The 19,328-nt window shown below is 45.4% G+C and carries 18 protein-coding genes; all 18 read left to right on the top strand.

The window, feature by feature from the left end; translation table 11 throughout:
• Window positions 1–1,969, top strand: a 1,969-nt coding sequence (locus tag PHV77_01220; protein MDD5503922.1) for a hypothetical protein, incomplete at its 5' end; no start/stop codon positions are given.
• 21 nt (window positions 1,970–1,990) lie between these two features.
• Complete coding sequence (locus PHV77_01215; protein ID MDD5503921.1) at window positions 1,991–3,574, top strand: glycosyltransferase family 39 protein; 1,584 nt, start codon at window positions 1,991–1,993, stop codon at window positions 3,572–3,574.
• Window positions 3,575–3,598: 24 nt separating this feature from the next.
• Window positions 3,599–5,563, top strand: a complete 1,965-nt coding sequence (locus PHV77_01210; GenBank protein MDD5503920.1) for a hypothetical protein — start codon at window positions 3,599–3,601, stop codon at window positions 5,561–5,563.
• Between the two features lie 69 nt (window positions 5,564–5,632).
• Window positions 5,633–6,298, top strand: coding sequence for a glycosyltransferase family 2 protein (locus tag PHV77_01205; GenBank protein ID MDD5503919.1), 666 nt, complete (start codon window positions 5,633–5,635; stop codon window positions 6,296–6,298).
• Window positions 6,299–6,344: 46 nt separating this feature from the next.
• On the top strand, window positions 6,345–7,316 hold the full coding sequence (locus tag PHV77_01200) for an SDR family NAD(P)-dependent oxidoreductase (GenBank protein MDD5503918.1): 972 nt from the start codon (window positions 6,345–6,347) through the stop codon (window positions 7,314–7,316).
• Complete coding sequence (locus tag PHV77_01195; GenBank protein MDD5503917.1) at window positions 7,316–8,821, top strand: radical SAM protein; 1,506 nt, start codon at window positions 7,316–7,318, stop codon at window positions 8,819–8,821. The genes PHV77_01200 and PHV77_01195 overlap by 1 nt, the downstream gene beginning before the upstream one ends.
• Before the next feature lie 17 nt (window positions 8,822–8,838).
• The gene (locus PHV77_01190) at window positions 8,839–9,933 is read left to right on the top strand and encodes a glycosyltransferase family 4 protein (GenBank protein ID MDD5503916.1); all 1,095 of its coding nucleotides are present in this window, start codon (window positions 8,839–8,841) and stop codon (window positions 9,931–9,933) included.
• A 1-nt stretch (window position 9,934) separates the two neighbouring features.
• Window positions 9,935–10,801, top strand: coding sequence for a glycosyltransferase family 2 protein (locus tag PHV77_01185; GenBank protein ID MDD5503915.1), 867 nt, complete (start codon window positions 9,935–9,937; stop codon window positions 10,799–10,801).
• A complete protein-coding gene (locus PHV77_01180) occupies window positions 10,798–11,751 on the top strand; it encodes a glycosyltransferase family 2 protein (protein MDD5503914.1) in 954 nt (317 codons plus the stop codon). Before PHV77_01185 ends, PHV77_01180 begins: the two co-directional genes overlap by 4 nt.
• 73 nt (window positions 11,752–11,824) lie before the next feature.
• The gene (locus PHV77_01175; protein ID MDD5503913.1) at window positions 11,825–13,150 is read left to right on the top strand and encodes an FAD-dependent oxidoreductase; all 1,326 of its coding nucleotides are present in this window, start codon (window positions 11,825–11,827) and stop codon (window positions 13,148–13,150) included.
• Entirely contained in the window at window positions 13,150–14,274 is a 1,125-nt protein-coding gene (locus tag PHV77_01170) for a glycosyltransferase family 4 protein (protein MDD5503912.1), read from the top strand. The genes PHV77_01175 and PHV77_01170 overlap by 1 nt, the downstream gene beginning before the upstream one ends.
• 1 nt (window position 14,275) lies before the next feature.
• Window positions 14,276–15,253 carry an MraY family glycosyltransferase gene (locus PHV77_01165; protein MDD5503911.1) on the top strand — a complete coding sequence of 326 codons (978 nt, stop codon included), beginning with the start codon at window positions 14,276–14,278 and terminating at the stop codon, window positions 15,251–15,253.
• Between the two features lie 65 nt (window positions 15,254–15,318).
• Window positions 15,319–16,617 (top strand): O-antigen ligase family protein, encoded by a 1,299-nt coding sequence (locus PHV77_01160; protein MDD5503910.1) that lies wholly within the window; start codon window positions 15,319–15,321, stop codon window positions 16,615–16,617.
• Between the two features lie 15 nt (window positions 16,618–16,632).
• Entirely contained in the window at window positions 16,633–17,364 is a 732-nt protein-coding gene (locus PHV77_01155) for a glycosyltransferase (GenBank protein ID MDD5503909.1), read from the top strand.
• 120 nt (window positions 17,365–17,484) lie between these two features.
• Window positions 17,485–17,829, top strand: a complete 345-nt coding sequence (locus PHV77_01150; protein ID MDD5503908.1) for a hypothetical protein — start codon at window positions 17,485–17,487, stop codon at window positions 17,827–17,829.
• Window positions 17,826–18,239, top strand: a complete 414-nt coding sequence (locus PHV77_01145) for a prepilin-type N-terminal cleavage/methylation domain-containing protein (protein ID MDD5503907.1) — start codon at window positions 17,826–17,828, stop codon at window positions 18,237–18,239. The genes PHV77_01150 and PHV77_01145 overlap by 4 nt, the downstream gene beginning before the upstream one ends.
• The gene (locus tag PHV77_01140; GenBank protein ID MDD5503906.1) at window positions 18,226–18,738 is read left to right on the top strand and encodes a hypothetical protein; all 513 of its coding nucleotides are present in this window, start codon (window positions 18,226–18,228) and stop codon (window positions 18,736–18,738) included. The genes PHV77_01145 and PHV77_01140 overlap by 14 nt, the downstream gene beginning before the upstream one ends.
• Window positions 18,739–18,787: 49 nt before the next feature.
• Window positions 18,788–19,177 (top strand): prepilin-type N-terminal cleavage/methylation domain-containing protein, encoded by a 390-nt coding sequence (locus tag PHV77_01135; GenBank protein ID MDD5503905.1) that lies wholly within the window; start codon window positions 18,788–18,790, stop codon window positions 19,175–19,177.
• The last annotated feature ends 151 nt before the right edge of the window (window positions 19,178–19,328 follow it).

The raw sequence follows: 19,328 nt of genomic DNA, 5'->3' as shown, positions 1-19,328 counted from the left end.
GGAGGATAAAGCCATAAGGCTCTATTACTCGGACAAAGAGCTTACCAAAGGCAAAGGCTTTGACATGGCATTCCTGTCGGCAAAGACATGGTATGACACGTCTTCAGCCGTGTGGCAGGTAAAGAAAGACCATGACAGCCTTATCCTGGAACTCTATTGGAGCCAGTTCAAATTCGCGGTCAATTATAGATTTTTATTTGAAAACAGGTCTTTATCATGGAAGATGTCGTCTTCTTCCAAGGACTCTTTCAACCCCCAATCGCTGAAGCTTATATTGTATATGAGCCATGAATACCAGAATTACTTCTGCGGGCACCAGGAATCAGAATTTCCAAAAGATTTTACCATGTGGCAGGACATGAAACTGCAAGAGCCCATGTCAAGGTTCTTCGGCCTCAAAATGACAAAAGACCTGCCCGGCATTATGCTGGAAAACAAAGACAATCTTGACTGCCTTATCCAGAACAGCGATTCCGCCTCTTCATGCCACACACTGCAGATAGGCACGGATAAAGCGCGCGGTAAAGACGCTTCTATCAGCGCTGCCATAGACATAGATGAGGACGGTAAAAAAACAGACGCTTACATAAAAGAATGTTCGGACAGCCTCGCCCTCAAGCTCCGGCAGGAACTCTTAAACCGCAGTATATCAAAAGACAACTTAAAGCTTGTAGTTGACCCGGAGGATAAAGCCATAAGGCTCTATTACTCGGACAAAGAGCTTACCAAAGGCAAAGGCTTTGACATGGCATTCCTGTCGGCAAAGACATGGTATGACACGTCTTCAGCCGTGTGGCAGGTAAAGAAACAATCCGCTTCATGTATTATTATTGAGATGCGCTTTCCCGGCCTATTATCGCAAAAATGGAAAATGGCCTGCGAGTCCGGTAACAGATTGGATATTGATATCCATGCCGTATGCCCAAAGAAGGCCTCTATAAGCTGTCCGTCATTTACTTTGGATGTTCTAAACGGATATAAGGACTGGGTAACCGCGCGTGAATGCGGAAAATTATCCGTAGGCCATTATGTTAACAATATCGGCCCTGTCAGGCTAAAAGACAATAAGGTTACGTTTATTTTCTTAAAGCCCGTGCCGGTAAAATCCTTGCCTGGATTATTATTCCAATCCCAATCCCACGCCGAAAAAAGAATACTCGCGGTATTCAAACATAAGTCCAGGGAAGAAGAAAGGTTGTCCCTCAAATCGTCCATTATAGGCCACGCGGATTGGAACAAAAATCCTAATGGGTGCGGATGTTTTAAAGGTTTTGTTAAGTTTGCCGATAATGTCGCGCCTTTGAAAGAAGGTGTTCCTTTGACAGCAGGACCTTTTATCAACGCGGGAAAATTGAGGTTTATTTTTGACAGAGGCAGAGGCCGGTTGTTTTTTAATGACAGGGAATTGACATCAGGATTAGGCGTTTATACGTCCGTCAGGGTTTCAGGCATATGGTATGATTCTTATCAGGCCCTATGGCGTGTACTTGATAAAAGCAAGGATATGCTTGCCGTCTCGGGCGATTGGCCGTATCTGCCGTTGTCTCAAACGTGGCGGATAGAAAAAACCGGTAACGGGATATTCAGATGGGAAGCCGATGTTTGCATCCGCGAGAAGATGAATTTAGAGATACAACAGGCAAATATTATGCTGTCAGGCCTTTATAAGAAATGGTCGGCAGGAGACGGTTTTGCGGGTAATTTCAATAATGAATACACCAAAGATTATGATATACTGCCTTTCAGGTATTTTAGCGGAACCGCGCGCGGGCCAATAACCGCTCTAAGCCAGGTCATGCCGCAGGTGTTATTCGGGCATAACGGTAATGACGGAAAATTAAAGGCTATTATTGAAAATACCGATTCTTTGTATAAATCCAGATTACTGCAATTTTATAAGGCCTGCGGCAAGGTTTTACAGCCTGCCAGATACCGGTTTTTTGAAGGAACGATAAGCGTAAGCGTATAATTCTTATAAGGCTTGTTTGCTATGATGCGTAAAAAAATGTCATTAACCATACTTGCCGTCATATTGGCCGCCCAGGCGCTGGTTAATTTACAGGTTATTTATAAAGCAAAGGTGTTAAGGGTTTGTGACGAGGCCCATTATCTTGAAGGGGGACTGCATATTTATCGTGTTATATTTGACAATTATGACGGAAAGCGCGTGGGGGATATGATAAAAGACGCCGTAAAGATACGGAGACGTTTTCTGTCCAGGCCGCCGGCTTTTTTTATATTTCAGGCAATGGCATGGAAACTGGTATCGTTTTTTGACGTTTGTGATGAAAAGGCCGTCATATGGCTGGTCAGTACGCTGTTTTTGCTTATTCTGTCTTTTGGCTGTTATGGCATCGGTTCATTGCTCTGCGGCAGGACGGCAGGGCTTATGGCAGCTTTATTGACGGTATCTTCACCGATTATCTTTCAATATTCCCGCACGATGATGACAGACCTTCCCTTAACCGCGTTGACGTGTTTAAGCGTGTATTTATTGATACGGACAGATTATTTTAGGTCATTTTTTTTCAGTCTATGCCTTGGCCTGCTTCTGTCAATCGCCCAGCTGACAAGAGAGACATTCGCCTTATATGTGCTGTTTCCCCTGTTGTATTATATATACAGGTCTTTTATGAACAGGCCTGACCGTCGGCGCGCTTGCCGTAATATACTAATGTGCTTTGCGGTAGCGTTCTTAACGGTATTTTTCGTGTATTTTAATTCAATTGAATTGCTTCGTTATTATTGCCGGTTGTCCCAGCTTCCCCCTCCATATTCCAGTTCAATGTTTTTTTATATCAACAAATTCCCCGCTCTTCTGGGTTATCCGGTGTTTGTCTTTACGATACCGTTTTTTATCCAATCAATTATTAATATAAAGAATACGGACAAAATGCTTTTGTTATGGTTTCTTGTTCCCCTGGCAGTCATTTCGTTTCTTCCCAACCGGTTTTTAAGATTCGCCATGCCGGTTCTTCCCGCCTATTTTTTAATGGTAAGCCATGGATTATTTACAAGCCGTATTAATAGTTTATTCAAGAGGCTGTGCGCGGCAGTAATATTGTGCCTGTCTTTGCTGCAATTTGCCGCCATAAATTATAATTTCGCGTATCCTGCCTGGCTTCACAGCCCCATGGCATTCGGCATCAGGAACATGTTCAGGACGGATAAATATTATACGGTTAATAAAGACCTGTTGGAAGTTTTCAAAAGAGAAGAGGTAAAACCCGGCCGCAAGAAAAGGGTATTGTGCCTGTTCGGCCTGCCGCAGATTTTTTATCCGCTTGAGTATAAATTTGTTATGAAAAGGATGCCGTTTGAGCTGGATTGCTGTATTATGGCCGATGGAGTTGATGCCCGTGAACCGGGTACTTATGACTGGGATAGGCTGGTTGCGGGAGCGGATTATCTTATTGACAAGAATTCCGGACCGATAGGCTCACGCGGCAGCAGGGAAGACATAAGGAGCTGTTTTGAAAAAGCCCTTATAGCGCATGAAAAACTTTTTGAAGTGATTGCCCGCGTCAAAGTGCCTGAAGACGGTTCCGAGGTAGTTATTTACAGAAAGAAGTAATTTAATAGACAAAGGGGGTAGGGGATGAGCGGTATTTCGGGGTTTGTATTAAAGAAAGGCTTGAATATATCGGCCTCTTCCGTGAAAGAAGCGATGAGGGGGTTGTTTTTGCTTTCAGAATCAAGAGGCAAAGATACCGCCGGGGCTTTGTTTTTTGCCGAAGAAAAGTTATCTTGCTGTAAAGATAATGTTCGCGCGCGCAGATTGCTTAACACAAGAGCGTATAAAGAGTTCTGCCGGGCCTCAATCAGCCGTATCTTTCCATCGCGCGGCAGGACGATATCAACTCCGGCGGTTTTTTTGGCTTGCGCGGGGCTTAACGCTAGTAGCGGTACCGATATACAGCCTGCTACAGGGGGCCGGCTGTCGGGTGTCTATGACGGTTTTATCGCGGACCCGACTGTTTTAGACAATGCTTCCGCGCAGGTTTTAGGCAAAACAGCGCCGCGGCATGGAAGGATATTCGGTCTTTTGGAGTTGTTTATTGAGCAAGGCATGGGCCTGAAGGAGGCTGTCATAAAGCTTTATGAAAATATTGACGGTTCAGCCTCAATAGCCGCGTTAATGATAGAACACGACAGCATTGTTTTGGCAACGAATACGGGATCTCTTTATTATTGTGCCGATACGGGCAAGGGTTTTTGTTTTTTTTCATCCCAAAGGACTATTCTTGAGAAATTTATCAGAAAATCAATACCGCAGTCTTATGCCGGTAATTGTATTGTCAGCCAAGTGAAGGCCGGGACCGCTTTTTGCCTTCGGTTTAGAGATTTTGTCAAGACAACGTTTGATATAAATAGAAAATTATTAGTTCGCGGTAAGATAAGCCATAAAACTGATACGTATTTTTCGCGGCTATTGGACAGAAATGAAGCGGGCGCCGGGCAAGCCGGATGGGAAGCGCTAAAAAGATGCGCCAGATGCGTATTGCCTGAAACGATACCTTTTATCCGGTTTAACAATGACGGGATATGCAATTATTGCCTGGCCCATAAAAAATTGGTTTATAAAGGCAAGCCCGCTTTAGAAAATGTTGTTTCAAAATATCGCAGAAATGACGGCAGGCCCGACTGCCTTGTGGCATTGAGCGGCGGCAGAGACAGCTCTTTTGCCCTTCATTATGTCAAGACCGTGTTGAAGATGAACCCTGTTGCTTTTACTTTTGACTGGGGTATGACATCCGATTCCGCGTATAGAAACCAGGCCCGCCTTTGCGGAAAACTGGGCGTGGAACATATTGTAATGTCCGCAGACATCCGGGCGCAGAGGGATTATGTCCGGCGGAATATCAACGCATGGTTTAAGAGGCCGCATCCCGGTATGGTGGTTTTGTTCATGGCCGGGGACAAGCCGGCCGAATATTATATAAAGAGAACAGCTAAAGAGTATGGTATCGGATTGGTGGTCATGGCGCGCGGCAATGAATTTGAAAACACGGATTTTAAATGGGGCTTTCTCGGCATACCGTCAGGAGAACCCCAGGGTGTTATCCATAACCTGACTTTCGCCGGCCGCCTGCAGTTTTCCATAAATGCCGTTAAACAGTTTATGCTAAACCCCGCTTATTTTAACAGTTCCATATGGTCAACGTTTTTTGGCTACTGGGCCACCTATATACAGACTTACGATTATCTGTATTTATGGCATTATATTCCGTGGGACGAGGCCGAGGTGATAACAACTCTTAAAAATGAATATGACTGGGAATCCGCCCGGGACACAATACAAACATGGCGCATAGATGACCTTACCTCGCCTTTTTATAATTTTATATATTATACTTTGGGCGGTTTTACCGAGAATGATGCCTTCAGGAGCAACCAGATAAGAGAAGGGGTTTTGAGCAGGCAGGAAGCCTTGAGGCTTGTCTTAGCGGAGAACAGGCCGCGTTGGCAGGCTATCAGGGATTACATAGACAAGATCGGGCTTGATTACGATTATGTGATTAAGAAGATACGGTCTGTCCCGAAATTAACGGCAGTAAAATGACGAGTTAAGGGTTTTTTCTTAAACCACGGCCCGAAAAAAGAGTCTTTGAAAATTGTAAGGCGGAAAATAATGGAGAGCATTGTAGCGGTTGTGCCGGCGCACAACGAGCAGGCCAGGATAGGCAGGGTAATAGAGAGCGCTCTGGATTTTGTCCAGAAGGTTGTAGTTGTTGACGACCATTCTTGCGACGACACGCCTGTGATAGCAAAAAACAAAGGCGCCAGCGTCATAAAACTTGAATGTAACAAAGGCGCCGGCTTTGCTACGCGGACCGGCTGTGATTATGCCGTCAACAACGGGGCGGACATTATTGTGACCATGGATGCCGACGGCCAGCATGATCCGGCTGATATACCAAGACTGCTTAAGCCCATATTGGAAAATAGGGCGCAGATAGTATTCGGTATGCGTCCGAGAGACAACAGGATGCCTATCGGAAAAAGAGCGGGCAATGCTTTTTTATCTTTTATTGCCAGGGCATTATTCGCTTCGGACATAATTGACACACAGACGGGTTTCCACGCCTTCAGGGCTGATTGTTATGACAGCCTGCGGTGGGAATCGGCAGGGTATGGAATTGTCACCGAAATAGCCTATAAGACCATAAGGCATAAGTTACGATATGAACAGGTTTTTGTCAAAACGATATACAATGACAAAAAAAACGGCATGCGTAAACGGGACGGATTGAAAGCCATATGGATGATGCTCAAATGGAAAGCTGGCCGGGCTTAATCCGAAACAATATGTTTAAAAGAAAGGTAAAAGGCGGCAGGCGCTTATGAATATTCTGATAACAGGCGGGGCCGGTTTTATCGGTTCACATTTATGCGACAGGTTTTTGAATCTGCGCCACAGGGTGGTATGCGTAGATAATATGTTGACAGGCAGTCCTAAAAATCTTGATTCAGCGCGCGAAACAGGCGGAGAATTTATTTTTATAAACGCGAACGTGAACAGGCGCAGTGAGATTGAGGGCGTGTTTAAATCGTATAATATAGACGCGGTTTATCACTATGCCGCCGTAGTAGGGGTAAGGAGGACCCAGGAGAGGCCTTTCAGTGTTCTTGAGGATATTGACGGTATCAAAAATATCATGGATTTATCGTTAAGGCACAATGTCAAAAAAATTATTTACGCTTCATCATCGGAAGTTTATGGCGAGCCGGTGGAAATACCTACCCATGAAAAAAGCTGTATAAATCCGAGCCTGACATACGCGGCCGTCAAATTAATAGGAGAGAGGTTTTGCAGGGCTTATTATGAAAAATACGGTTTAAGGACTTGTTCGTTGAGGTTTTTTAATGTGTATGGCCCCAGGCAAAATGCCTCGCCTTACGGCTTTGTTGTCGGGATATTGATTAAGCGCGCGCTGGCCGGGGAGGACATAGCAATATACGGTGACGGAAGCCAGACAAGGGATTTTACTTTTATCGCGGACGTGGTAAACAGTTCGGAGAAGGCTTTATTCGCTAAAGCCTGCGACGGGGAAGTGATAAACATCGGCACAGGCGTCAGGACTTCAATATTGTCGCTGGCGCGGGCCATAATAGAGGTTACCGGCAGCAAGGCAAATATCAGGTTTACGCCCAAACGCTTAAACGATGTGTTGAACAGGTGCGCCGAGATAAACAAAATGTCAAGGGTTTTAGGCTATGCCCCTGAATTCAATCTTAGCCGGGGGCTTGATGAGTCCGTGCAATGGTATAGAACTTGCGGGCATTCTTATTTTAAAAACGAAAGGACACATTGATGGCAACGGGTCCTAAAATATTACTGGTTAATTTACCGTGGCAGAAAGACGGCAGATGGGGCGTGCGGGCAGGGTCGCGCTGGCCCCATTTAAAAGACGCATCGGAAGGCGATTATATGCCGTTTCCTTTTTTTCTTGCCCACGCTTCATCACTGCTTAAAAGAAATGGTTTTAATGCCGGTATTCTTGACTGCGCGGCTGAACGTATGCCCGAATCTGTGTTTATGGAAAATATCAGGTCAATGGCACCTGATATTTTGGTTGCCGAAACATCCGTTCCGTCGTTTATGGATGATATGAAGGCGCTCAAAAACCTTGCTTGCTCGGGAAGGACAATAATACTATGCGGGCCCAATTCCTTAATATATGAAGAGTCTTTTTTAAAAGACCATTCTTTTATTGATTATGTCTTGCGCGCGGAATACGAATTTACTTTGCTTGAACTTGTCCAGAGCCGCTTGACCGGAAGAGATATGCGTAAAGTAAAAGGGCTTATATACAGGGATGCCGGCAAAATAGTTAAGACGCCGGAAAGGGGCCCGTTTGACGTGGACCTCTTGCCCTGGCCGGACAGGGCAGGGCTGCCAATGGAAAAATATCTGGACGCCCCAGGGGAAATGCCTACTCCGAGCGTTCAGATGCTGGCATCCCGGGGATGCCCTTTTGGCTGTAACTTCTGCCTTTGGCCCCAGGTGATGTATAGAGGCAGGCACTACAGGGCAAGGTCGGTCAAGGACGTGGTTGATGAAATGGAATATCTTATAAGGGAGATGAAATTTAAATCAGTATATTTTGATGATGATACATGGAATATCGGACGCGACAGGATATTGGATTTTTGCAAAGAGATAAGAAAAAGAGGTCTGCATACAACACCTTGGGCCATTATGGCAAGGGCTGATTTAATGGACAGAGAGCTGTTGAAGGAACTCAAAGCCGCCGGCCTATGGGCAGTGAAATACGGGGTTGAGTCCGGCGCCCAGTCCCTGGTAAAAAGATCAAACAAAAATATGAGATTAAAAGACAGCTTTCGCATGATTACCTTAACAAAGGCCTTGGGCATAAAAGTCCACCTGACATTTTGCTTTGGATTGGAGGGAGAGACCAAAGAGACTATACGCGATAGCATAAAACAGGCGCTTATCTTGGGGCCTGATTCTGTCCAGTTTTCCATATTGACCCCTTTTCCGGGGACAGCATTATTTAATTCGCTGGATAATTCTGGCAGGATACTTACCAGGGACTGGTCTAAGTATGACGGCCATTACCATTGTGTCTTTAAGCCCGACAGGCTTAGCCTCGGAGACCTTGAACAGGCAAAGGCGCGGGCTTATCAGGTATGGGGGGAATACGCCAGAAGGAGAATGGGTTTTTTAACAGGGCTTAAACGCTTTTTGAACTATATGCGCGCCAGGGGTATTGTTTTTGCCGTTTCTAAGGCCCTCCGATATATAAAATATCGCTGTGAATATGCCAGACTTAGCGCGTCGCGGCCAGGCGATTAATATAGCCGGAATTTTTTATGAGAGTAATATTTGTTACAAGAGAAGGTTATCGGCAGGCCGGGGCAAGGATAAGATGCTATAATCTGGCAAGGCAGTTACGCCTGGCAGGCTTTGAGACGAAGGTATTTTCTTTTGCGGATGACCTTGGCGCTCGTGATGGAGAGCAAGAATACGGCATGTCTTTGTCCGAAAAAATAGGATATAATATCCGGGCATTCCGTCGTCTGGCGCGCGAAGGAGGGCGAAATATTTTTTTTATTCAAAGGCTGAATTACCATGTTTTGGCGCCGATCATGGCCTCTGTCATGAACAGGAATAAGATTATATTTGATTGTGATGACTGGAATATCAGGGAAAATCCGAGGTATTATTGGATATTCCCTTCTTCCAAAATGGAATATTTTACCAGAAGGATGGCCGGATATGCCGATGCCTGCATTGCCGCGAGTTTTTACCTTAAGAAATATTTGCGGCCTTTCAGCAGGCGTATCTATTATTTGCCGACAGGCGTTGATACCCGTTTGTTTACCCCTGTCGGGAGTAACGAGAAAGGCAGGATAGTGTTTTTTTGGGCAGGGACCGTTTTCCACAAGGACATGTTTGATAATATCAGGTTTATGCTTTCTTGTTTTTCAGAGCTTAAAAAAGAACGCGCGGATATTTATCTTAAAATAGCCGGCTGTGGTAGTTATTATGAACAGATCAGAAAGGACGCCCTTTATTTAAACTGCGCTGACAGGATTGAATTTTGCGGCTGGGTCCAGCCCGATGATATGCCTGCCGCGCTGTCCCAGGTTGATATCTGCCTGTTGCCTCTTATCCAGAACAGCCGTTTTAACGCCGCAAAAAGCCCGACAAAATTATTTGAGTACATGGCAATGGGCAAACCCGTTATAGCCAGCGCCACGGGCGAGGCCTGCCGTATATTGTCCGACGGCAAAACGGGATTTTTGGCTTCGGGTAAAGATGAGTTTGCCCATTATATGCGCTTATTGTGCCGTGACAATGTGTTAAGGCGGGAATTGGGCTGCCGGGCCAGGCAGGCGGTATTGCTTGATTACAGTTTAGAAGTTATGGGCGGCAAATTGGCAAAAATAATAAATGACATATAGAATGGATATTTCCGTAATTATTGTTTCCTGTAACAGCGGCGCATTGTTGAAAAATTGCCTGGACTCGATATCAGGCCAGGCAGGCCCCGGCGTAGAGGTGATTATCGTAGATAATGGATCCAGCGACAGATCTGTTGAGGCATTGAAGAGCGCGTATGGCAGTGTCAGGTTTATTGAAAACAGGCAAAACCTCGGCGCTGCCCAGGCAAGGAACCAGGCCATAGCGCGTTCGGAAGGCGAATGGGTGCTAACACTGGACAGTGACATTATTTTGGGCAATGGTTTCATAGAGGCTTTTAAAGAATTGAGGCCTAAACTTACCCCGGATACCGGCATGGTCCAGCCCAACATACTAACAGAAGACGGCGGAAGAGTATATAGCCACGGTATTTACCTGACCGCGATAAAGAGATTCTATGATTATGATAAAGGAATGCCGGCGGATAGAAACGGTAAACATCTCTGTAAGGTGACAGGCCCCTGCTCGGCCGCCGCTTTCTATAAGCGCGATATGCTTGAAGAGGTGAAGCAGGAGACAGGGTATTTTGACAAAAGGTTCTTCTTTTTGGTAGAGGACATAGACTTGGCGTTAAGATGCCGAAATGCCGGCTGGTCATCGCTTTATTGCCCTTGCGCGGTTTGCTTTCATAAGGGCGGCAGTTTTCACACGGATAAAAGGGTGCGCCAATATTTATCATACCGCAACCGTAAATTGATGATTAAAAAAAATGTTTGCCCGCCAGCCCATTCCGCGTATAAAATACTGCAGGTATTTTACGAATCATTTCGTTTTATGTATTTGTTCATATTCAACCGGTATGCCAGAGCAGGCAGTCTTCCGGAGGATATTTTGAGGCCCGTGCCATGAATAGGCCTGACGGCGCTTTTATAAGTGTTATTGTTGTTACAAAAGGCGCCGGGGATTATATTTCAAGATGCCTTAGGTCTTTGGACGCGCAAACACTGCCTCCCGCGGAGGTGATTGTTATAGATAATTCTCTTGATAGCGGTTTTTCGCGTAAGCTAAAATGCGATTTTCCGAAAGTCGCGGTATACGAAAGCCCCGTGAACCTTTTTTACGCCGCGTCTTTAAACAAAGGCGTATTTATAAGCAGGGGCGAATACATACTCTGTCTTAATGATGATGTTGTGTTAGACGCGAATTTTATAAGCGAAGCCAGCAGAGGATTTTTTGCCGGTAAAAATATAGGCATGGTAAGCGGAAAAGTTTTTAGAGATGATGCCGAAACAATAGACAGTGTCGGCATTAGGCCTGACATATTTCGCAGGGCCAAAGAAAAAGGTTATGGAAAAGCCGCCGGCAAGTCTTTTGAAAAAGAAGCCTTTATATTCGGCCCCGGCGGCGCGGCCGCTTTTTACCGGAAAAAGATGCTTGAGGATATAAAATATGACTGCCAGTATTTTGACGAGGACCTCATTATGTTTTATGAAGACCTTGATGCCGCTTGGCGCGGAAGAAATTACGGCTGGAGAGGTTATTATGTCCCTTCGGCAGCAGCCTATCATATCCGCGGCGGCTCATTCCGGCCCGATGCGGGGTTAAATAAGCCTTTCGCGCGCAGGTATCTTGACAATAAAATGCACGCGTGGTTAATAAAAAACCGTTATATAGTTATGTTGAAAAATGAATCCGCGGCCGGATTAATATTACACATCGTACCAGCCCTGTTATTCGGGCTTTTGGAATTGGCTTATGCCTTTTTTTGCCGGAGGCAAGTTATACGCGCCTTAAAAGGCCATTATTGGATACGCAGGGCCCTGGCTAAGAGAAAATATTGTTTTCCGAGCCGGTATTAGGCCCGCTTTGGCGTATTATGATGATATGCCGTAACGCGGCGCGCGGTATTTTAAAATATGGAATTTACGTATTATGATGAACAGGCGTAATAATAAAATATTAATAATCGGGGCCGGGATTACGGGCTTGAGTGCGGCCTATCATCTCAAGGGCGATTATGCTTTGTTTGAAAAAAACCGGTTTGCCGGCGGAACAGCATCTTCGGAAAAGGTGGATGGTTTTATTTTTGATAAAGCAGGCCATCTTCTGCATTTTAAAACCTCCTGGGTAAAAAATCTTGTTGAAAAATTGATAAGCCCGGTCCGCCTGGATAAAAAGCGCAGGAGGTCCTGGATATTGTCCAAGGGCATATATACAAGATATCCTTTTCAGGTTAATACGTATAAACTGCCTCCGGCCGTGATTAAGGACTGCCTGCTTGAGATGGCCCACGCGCAGGTATCCGATGCCCGCAATAAAAAGCCCGCGGACAATTTACGGGATTGGATATTGGAGAGTCTTGGCAGCGGGGTTGCCAAGCATTTTATGTTTCCGTATAACCGGAAACTGTGGAAGACCCCCTTAAGCGGTGTCGGCATAGACTGGGTTGATAAATTTATACCCAAGCCCAGGCTTGACTATGCCATACGCGGGGCTGTGTCTGATTTTAAAAGGGGTTTTGGCTATAACAGGATATTTTTTTACCCGTCGCATGGCGGTATACAGGTTTTATCGGATGCTTTTTGTGCCGGGATTAAAGAAAAGGTTTTTTTTAACAAGGAAGTCAAGGCGATAGATATTTCTCAAAGGAAAGTAAGGTTTGCCGCGGGAGAAACGGCCTATTTTGATACGCTTATTTCAACTATGCCTCTGCCAGAGCTTATAGGATTAATAGATGCCGCTCCTCCTGCCTTAAAACACGCTGCCGGCAGGTTAAAGTTTGTTTCAGTCCTGAACCTGAATCTCGGTATAGACAGAAATAGTATTTCTGATAAACACTGGATTTATTTCCCGGAGAGAAAATACGTGTTTTATAGGGTTGGGTTTTTTTCTAATTTTTCTGACAATCTTTGTCCTAACGGCGCTAGTTCATTATACGCGGAGGTTTCGTATACGGATGACAGGCCTTTGAAAATGGATGACACCCAGGTCAGGGAACGCGTGATACATGACCTTAGAAAGGCCGGCATATTGTCCGGCCGCGACCGGGTCCTATCCGAAAAATTATGCCGGATAAAATATGCTTATCCTATCCGCGGCCGAAACGGGCTCGTGAAAAGTATTGATGATTTTCTGCGCGCGCGCGGAATCTATTCTATCGGCAGGTACGGAGGCTGGAAATACATGTCAATGGAGGAATGCATGCTGGAGGCAAAAATGACGGCCGATAATATAAATAATAACAGGCTGGGTTTTTGATGCCCAAGATAAGGCTCGCTCATATTATAACCGGCCTTGAGCTTGGCGGCGCGCAAAAGACCACGCTTTCCCTGCTTGCTTGTCTTGACAGGGCGCTGTATGACGTTTTTCTTTTTACTTCGGATGGAGGATATCTTGCTAAGAAGGCAGGGCTTATACAGGGGTTAAAGGTCATCGTTATTGACAGCCTTGTCCGTGACATTAATCTAGTAAAAGACGCGCGGTCTTTTTTTAAAATAGCGTATTATCTGCGGCGTTACAAAATATCTGTTGTCCATACGCATAGTTCAAAGGCCGGTATAATTGGACGATGGGCCGCGCGCCTTTCAGGGGTAAAATATGTTTTTCATACCGTTCACGGCTGGCCTTTTTACATTGAGTCGGGCGCGTTTACCAGGTTTGCTTACAGGATGTTTGAAAAAATTACATCATTAATAACCACAAAATTAATAGTTGTTTCTGATAAAGATATGATGGCAGGGCTCAAATATGTTAACAGTAGAGGCGAAAAATATGCTAAAATATCCTATGGCATTGATAGGGATGGTTTTGCCGGTGGAATAAATCCCGGTAAAAGAGATGATACCGTAAGGGTGGGCTTTATAGCCTGTTTTAAGCCGCAGAAAGCGCCTATGGATTTTATAAAAGTGGTAAAATTGGTTACGGATAAAAACAAGGCTGTTGAGTTTATATCGGCCGGTGACGGACTTCTGCGCCCTTTAGCATCGGAGCAGGCTTCAAGGCTTGGAGTAGACGGTTATATAAAGTTTTTAGGCTGGCAGGAAGATATTGCCGATATCCTTTCCCGTGTGGATATGCTTTTGCTGACATCACGCTGGGAGGGCCTGCCTGTAGTCATACTGGAGGCGTTTGCGGCAGGTAAACCGGTGATAGCGACCAAGGCGGGCGGCATACCGGAGATTATCTCAAACGGTGTCAACGGATTTTTAGAGGAAAAAGGAGATTGCCTTGGCCTGGCGCGCGATATATTGATTCTCGCTTCTGACAGCAAAAAATTGCGCGCGTTTTCAAAAAATGCCGCGGACAGTTTTAAACCGCAAAACCATTTGTCATATATGGTAAACCGTATACAGAGCCTCTATGGGCGGGCAGGAGGGGTGTGACATGATATTTTTTATTTGCTCTTTTTTGATATGCCTTATTTTGCCAATAGTCCTTGAAAAGCCTTTATCAATGAGCAGGCTTTCAACCAACAAGGAAAAGCCCATGCTGCTGGGTATTTCGGTTTACGCGGTTGTTTTAACCGCGGCCCTCGTGCTTTTAAACAGCCGGCAAAAAGACGCCTCATTTTTGATGGATATGGTATGGGGAGCAAGCGCCCTGTTTTTTGTCGGATTAATAGACGATATTAGAAATCTTTCTGTTGCCGGTAAGTTGACAGGCCAAATAGCGGCCGCGTGCATAGCGGTATTTTTTGGCATCAGGACGTCAATAGTGTTTATTCCGGAATGGATGAACGTGGTCTTAAGTCTTTTTTGGATTGTGGCCCTTATCAATGCCTTTAATTTTCTTGACATAATGGACGGGCTCTGTCCGGGCATAAGCTTTATCATATGCGCGACTTTTCTTTTTTTAAGCTCTTTTTCCGGCGCGCTAATCCTGTGTGTTTTCTTTTGCGCTTTGGCAGGGGCAACACTGGCGGCATTGGCTTATAACAGGCCTCCGGCAAGATTTTATCTCGGAGATTCAGGCAGTATGCTGTTGGGCTATATCTTTGCTTGCTGCGCCTTGAAGATTCATTATGCCGTTGACATCAGCCAGAGGCTGGCGCTGTTGGTACCTTTACTTATAATGTCGCTTCCCATTTTTGACCTGGTATTTACGGTATGCGTACGGAAGATAAAACATATTCCGGTATTTAAAAAAAGCGCTGACCATCTGGTTTTACTGCTCATGTGTAAAGGCTACAGCCAATTTAAGGTGCTGGCTATTATGTATTCTCTGTGCCTGGCATCGGGTTTGAGCGCGATCCTGCTCCAGTGCCTGCCCCCCGGCATCAAGCCGTGGGTCTTATCTTGTTTCGTGCTCGCGATTTTTGTTTTTACGTTTATATGTGTTAAAGTAACTCGTGCCCATGCTTGATATCGCGGGTGTTTATTAAATTGGTATTCCAAACTGTCCGGATGCGGACATGAGACGGGAGTAATATGCCTAAAAAAATATTATGGATAATTGTAATGGCAGTCGCATTCCTGCTGCCTTTTTTTTCCTCGGACGCGTTCAAAACTCAAACCTATACTTTATACGCGCTTTTTGCCGCGGGCCTGTTCGGCATAGCGGCAGTAAATAGGTCCTGGCTGAATAACAAGGCTTTGATACTGCCTTTATCTTTATGGCTTTTTGTGGTGTTCTTTACGTCTTTTTACGCGCTTTACAGGCCCGGCGCTTTTACCGGTATGTGCAATATGTTATTTTACGCCTTTGTTTTTATCACAGTCGCGGGCATTGAGGATAAAATGAAAAAGCAGTTGGCGTTTATGCTTGTTATCGGCTCTATTTTAATATCAGCACGCGCCATTTTTCAATATTTTGTGTTTTTTGAAAAGATAGCGCCGCTCATACAGGAGCGCGCCCTCGGATTGTCGGAAAAAGAGGCGCTTTATATAACCGATATAGCTTTAAGGCAAAGGACGATTTCCACGTTCGTCACGCCGAATCTTTTGGCGTCGTATTTATCCATGGTAAACCTCATCGCCTTATTTTTTTGTTTCGTCGTAAAAAGCAAGGCCTTCAGAGGCGCCTGTTTGTTAGCGCTTTTGATGAATTGTTATTCATTATGGCTTACAAGGTCTGCCGCGGGCCTGGTAAGTTTTGCGATAGGCGTATTTTTGCTGAACCTGTTAATGTCAGCCAAAGGCGCTCCGCGCGAAAAACGGTTTAGAATAACACTGGCGGTTTTTTGCGCTGTTGTGTTTGCGGCCATGGCCTGCTTGACTACGAGCAGGATTATTTACGACACGGGGACCGATAAGATGCTCCTGTCGTTGGCGGGCCGGCTGGAATTCTGGAAAACGGCAATGAGGATCATAACTGATCAGCCCTTTCAGTTCGTGGGCCTGGAAGGTTTTGGATTTCTTTACAGGCTTTACGCGCCTTATGCGCAGTTTGAGAGCACAATGGCCCATAATCTTTTCCTGCAGTTATGGATAGAAACAGGTATTATGGGTATGGCGGTATTTATCTGGTTTGCCGCATCTGTTGTCCTGGCCGCTATCAGGGGATTGAAAAAAGCCCGGCCTGTTTTTGAGGACTATGCCTTTAAATCGGCATGCCTGGGCGCGGTATTTGTATTTTTGATCCATAATATGCTGGATTTCAGTTTTTTTGTGCCGCAGACAGCGGTTATCTTTTGGTTGTTATGCGCTTTTATAGTTTCAAATGAAAACGGCAGGCAGAAATCCGACCGCGGTGAATGCTTGAAGCCCGGGCCCGAGGCAGGCATTTGATTAGAAAGCGTTAGAATGAGTAAGTTTTCTTTGGTCCTGCCTACATATAATGAGGCCCCGCACATAAAAGCCATCTGCCGTGATATTATCGGGGTGCTTGAGGCACGTAACACCGTATTTGAGATAATAATCGTTGATGATAACAGCGCTGACGGAACCTGGCGCCTGGCGCGGGAGTTATCCCTCTCGGACGCAAGGATACGTATATTGCGCCGGAAGCGGAGGCAGGGCCTGGCGAGCGCGGTGGCCGATGGCTGGTCTATTGCCAACGGAGATATTCTGGGGGTAATGGATGCTGATTTTCAGCATCCGCCGCATACGCTTACTGCTATGCTGGATATGATGTCGCGCCGGGATGATATTGACATAGTTATTGCCGGAAGGCACTTTTCCGCCTTAATTATGTCCGGCTTAAATCCCCTGCGCGCAGTAATATCGCGGTTGGCGTGTTTGTTTGCCGGGATACTTTTGCCGCGGGCGGTAACCGGCATAAACGATCCGATGTCCGGATTTTTCATATTCCGTAAAAAGGTTATAGAAGCCAGCGCGATAAAACCCATAGGCTATAAGGTTTTGCTTGAAGTGCTTGTCAAGGGCAGTTACAGGCGCAGAGAAGAAATTTTATACACATTTAACCGCAGGCGGAAGGGGAAAAGCAAGATGGGGATACTGCAGTGCGCCATGTCTTGTTTCCACATGATAAAATTAGCTTTTTTATACCCGCCATGCAGGAACTCTTGTTTTTAACCCTGCGGCCGCGGCAGGCGCCTCTATCCTGTCTCAAGACAGGTTTCTTGCGCCCGCGCGCCTATAACATTTGACATTTATTTTCACATAATATAAAATATAAAAAACATAATGCATAATATGAGCCTTAAAAAATCCCGGCAAGGCATGATTATAGTGGCTTTGATTTTTACTATTTGTATAATTATAGGCCTTGTATCTGTTGTTAATATATTTTTTAATAAAATACCCTTGTCCGTAACGCGGCTGAAGAGGTTTCAGGCTATCAATTATGCGGAGGCAGCTTTGTATGAGACGTTTAACAGGTTCCGGACAGGTTATGCCGGCTGGACTCCGGACCCCTGGGCCTCGCCGCAAACTATGGTTATTGACGGGGTCCCTGTTGAGGTTAATGTGCAGTTTGACGCAACGGCAAACAAGTTAAGGGTATCCGCTACTATAAACGAAAGCGATTTCAGCCTATGACTTGCCCAAACCATAAAAACAGGGCTTTTACATTAGTTGAGATAATGGTATCTGTCTTGGTCATGGCCATAGTAATAGGTTCGGCGTTTGCTGTTTATATGTCTATAGCCCATCTGCGCATGTTTACAAAGAATGAATTAGAGGCTTATTATAATGCTCAATCCTGGCTTGACAAGGTCAGGACCGGTTATGGCGGTATCGGGAGATACCATGATATGGTTGACGCGGAAGCTAAGGATCTTAATGCCGCCGACTCCGTGTGCCAGGAGGACTACAATGCCTGGGCAATGGCCTTAAGGCCCAAAGTCCAGATGACAAATACAGGTTATACGATAAGCGATACTGATCTTGGTTCAGGTGTTGAATTCAAAGCGATAACGGTGGAAGTCAAGTGGAATGAATTATCGTAAGGGTAAAGGTTTTTTGGGTTCAGAAACCGCGATCACGTTAATTGAGTTTTTGCTTGTTGCCATGCTCATTGCCGTGGTTTTTGCCGCCGGCATTTCCGCGTCGGTGTCAATGTTGAGTTTTCTAAAATCAGAGAGCAAGGAAACCGTTATTACTGAAGACCTGGCCAATGTGCTTGAGTATATTAAAAAAGACGCGATAAGGGCTGATATTATTGATGTCAGCATTCCGAATGAGGTTACTTTTAATTTTCAGTCGGAAGGAGTGGACTATGAGATGAGGTATTGGGCTTCGTCAGGCATATTGTATAGAAGCAGTGTTTTGCCGTCCGCGGCCGATACCCCGATAACGGATCTTATAGACTCTTCTAAGGCGCCTGTTTTTGAACTAATAGGCGGCAATTATTTACAGGCAAATATATGGTTAAAGGATACGGCGACAGGCGCCATAGGGTACGGCAGGGCAGGAGCCATGTCGCGCTGTAAGGCCATAGACCTGTAACCGCGGGTATTTTTTATATGGCGTAATAAATTTTGCCGGAGGGTAAAACATGAAAAGGGCGTTTACGTTAATAGAAATGTTGATAGTGGTTTTTGTAATTGCCGTGCTTGCCGTCGCTTCTCTGCCTGCTTACGGAAAATTAAAAAAGACCATTGAATACAAAGAGACTTCCGGCATATTGGATCTTGTGCGCGCTGGCGCAAAATATTATGACCTTAAATACGGCATAGGAGGGCTTCCGGTTGCCGGCGCCTGGGATTATCTTAAGATAAGCCAGCCCGCGGGCAGTAAATTGATATATCAGATAGTTTCAGGGCCCAAACTTGAGATATGCAATGCATCCGGTGATTGGCTTTACAGATACACACTGCCTAACGGGCCCAGCGAAAAGAATACAGGCCACGAGGACTTTCAATATCTGCCCTCCGATCTGCCGTAAGGGCTTTGCCTTCGCGCAGTATCGTGAGTAAGGCGTTTTTATGTAATTATTTATCAAAGCGCTAACGCGAATATGCCGCAGGTTTGATACGTATTGCCGCAGCCAACGCGTCGTATTTCCTTATACTGCCCGTATTTATTATAGTTTAATA

The organism is Candidatus Omnitrophota bacterium, from assembly GCA_028716165.1.
Classification (GTDB): domain Bacteria; phylum Omnitrophota; class Gorgyraeia; order JABMRG01; family JABMRG01; genus JAQUQI01.
Note: the sequence above shows the minus strand (reverse complement) of the source record. Positions and strands in the feature narration are given on the sequence as shown.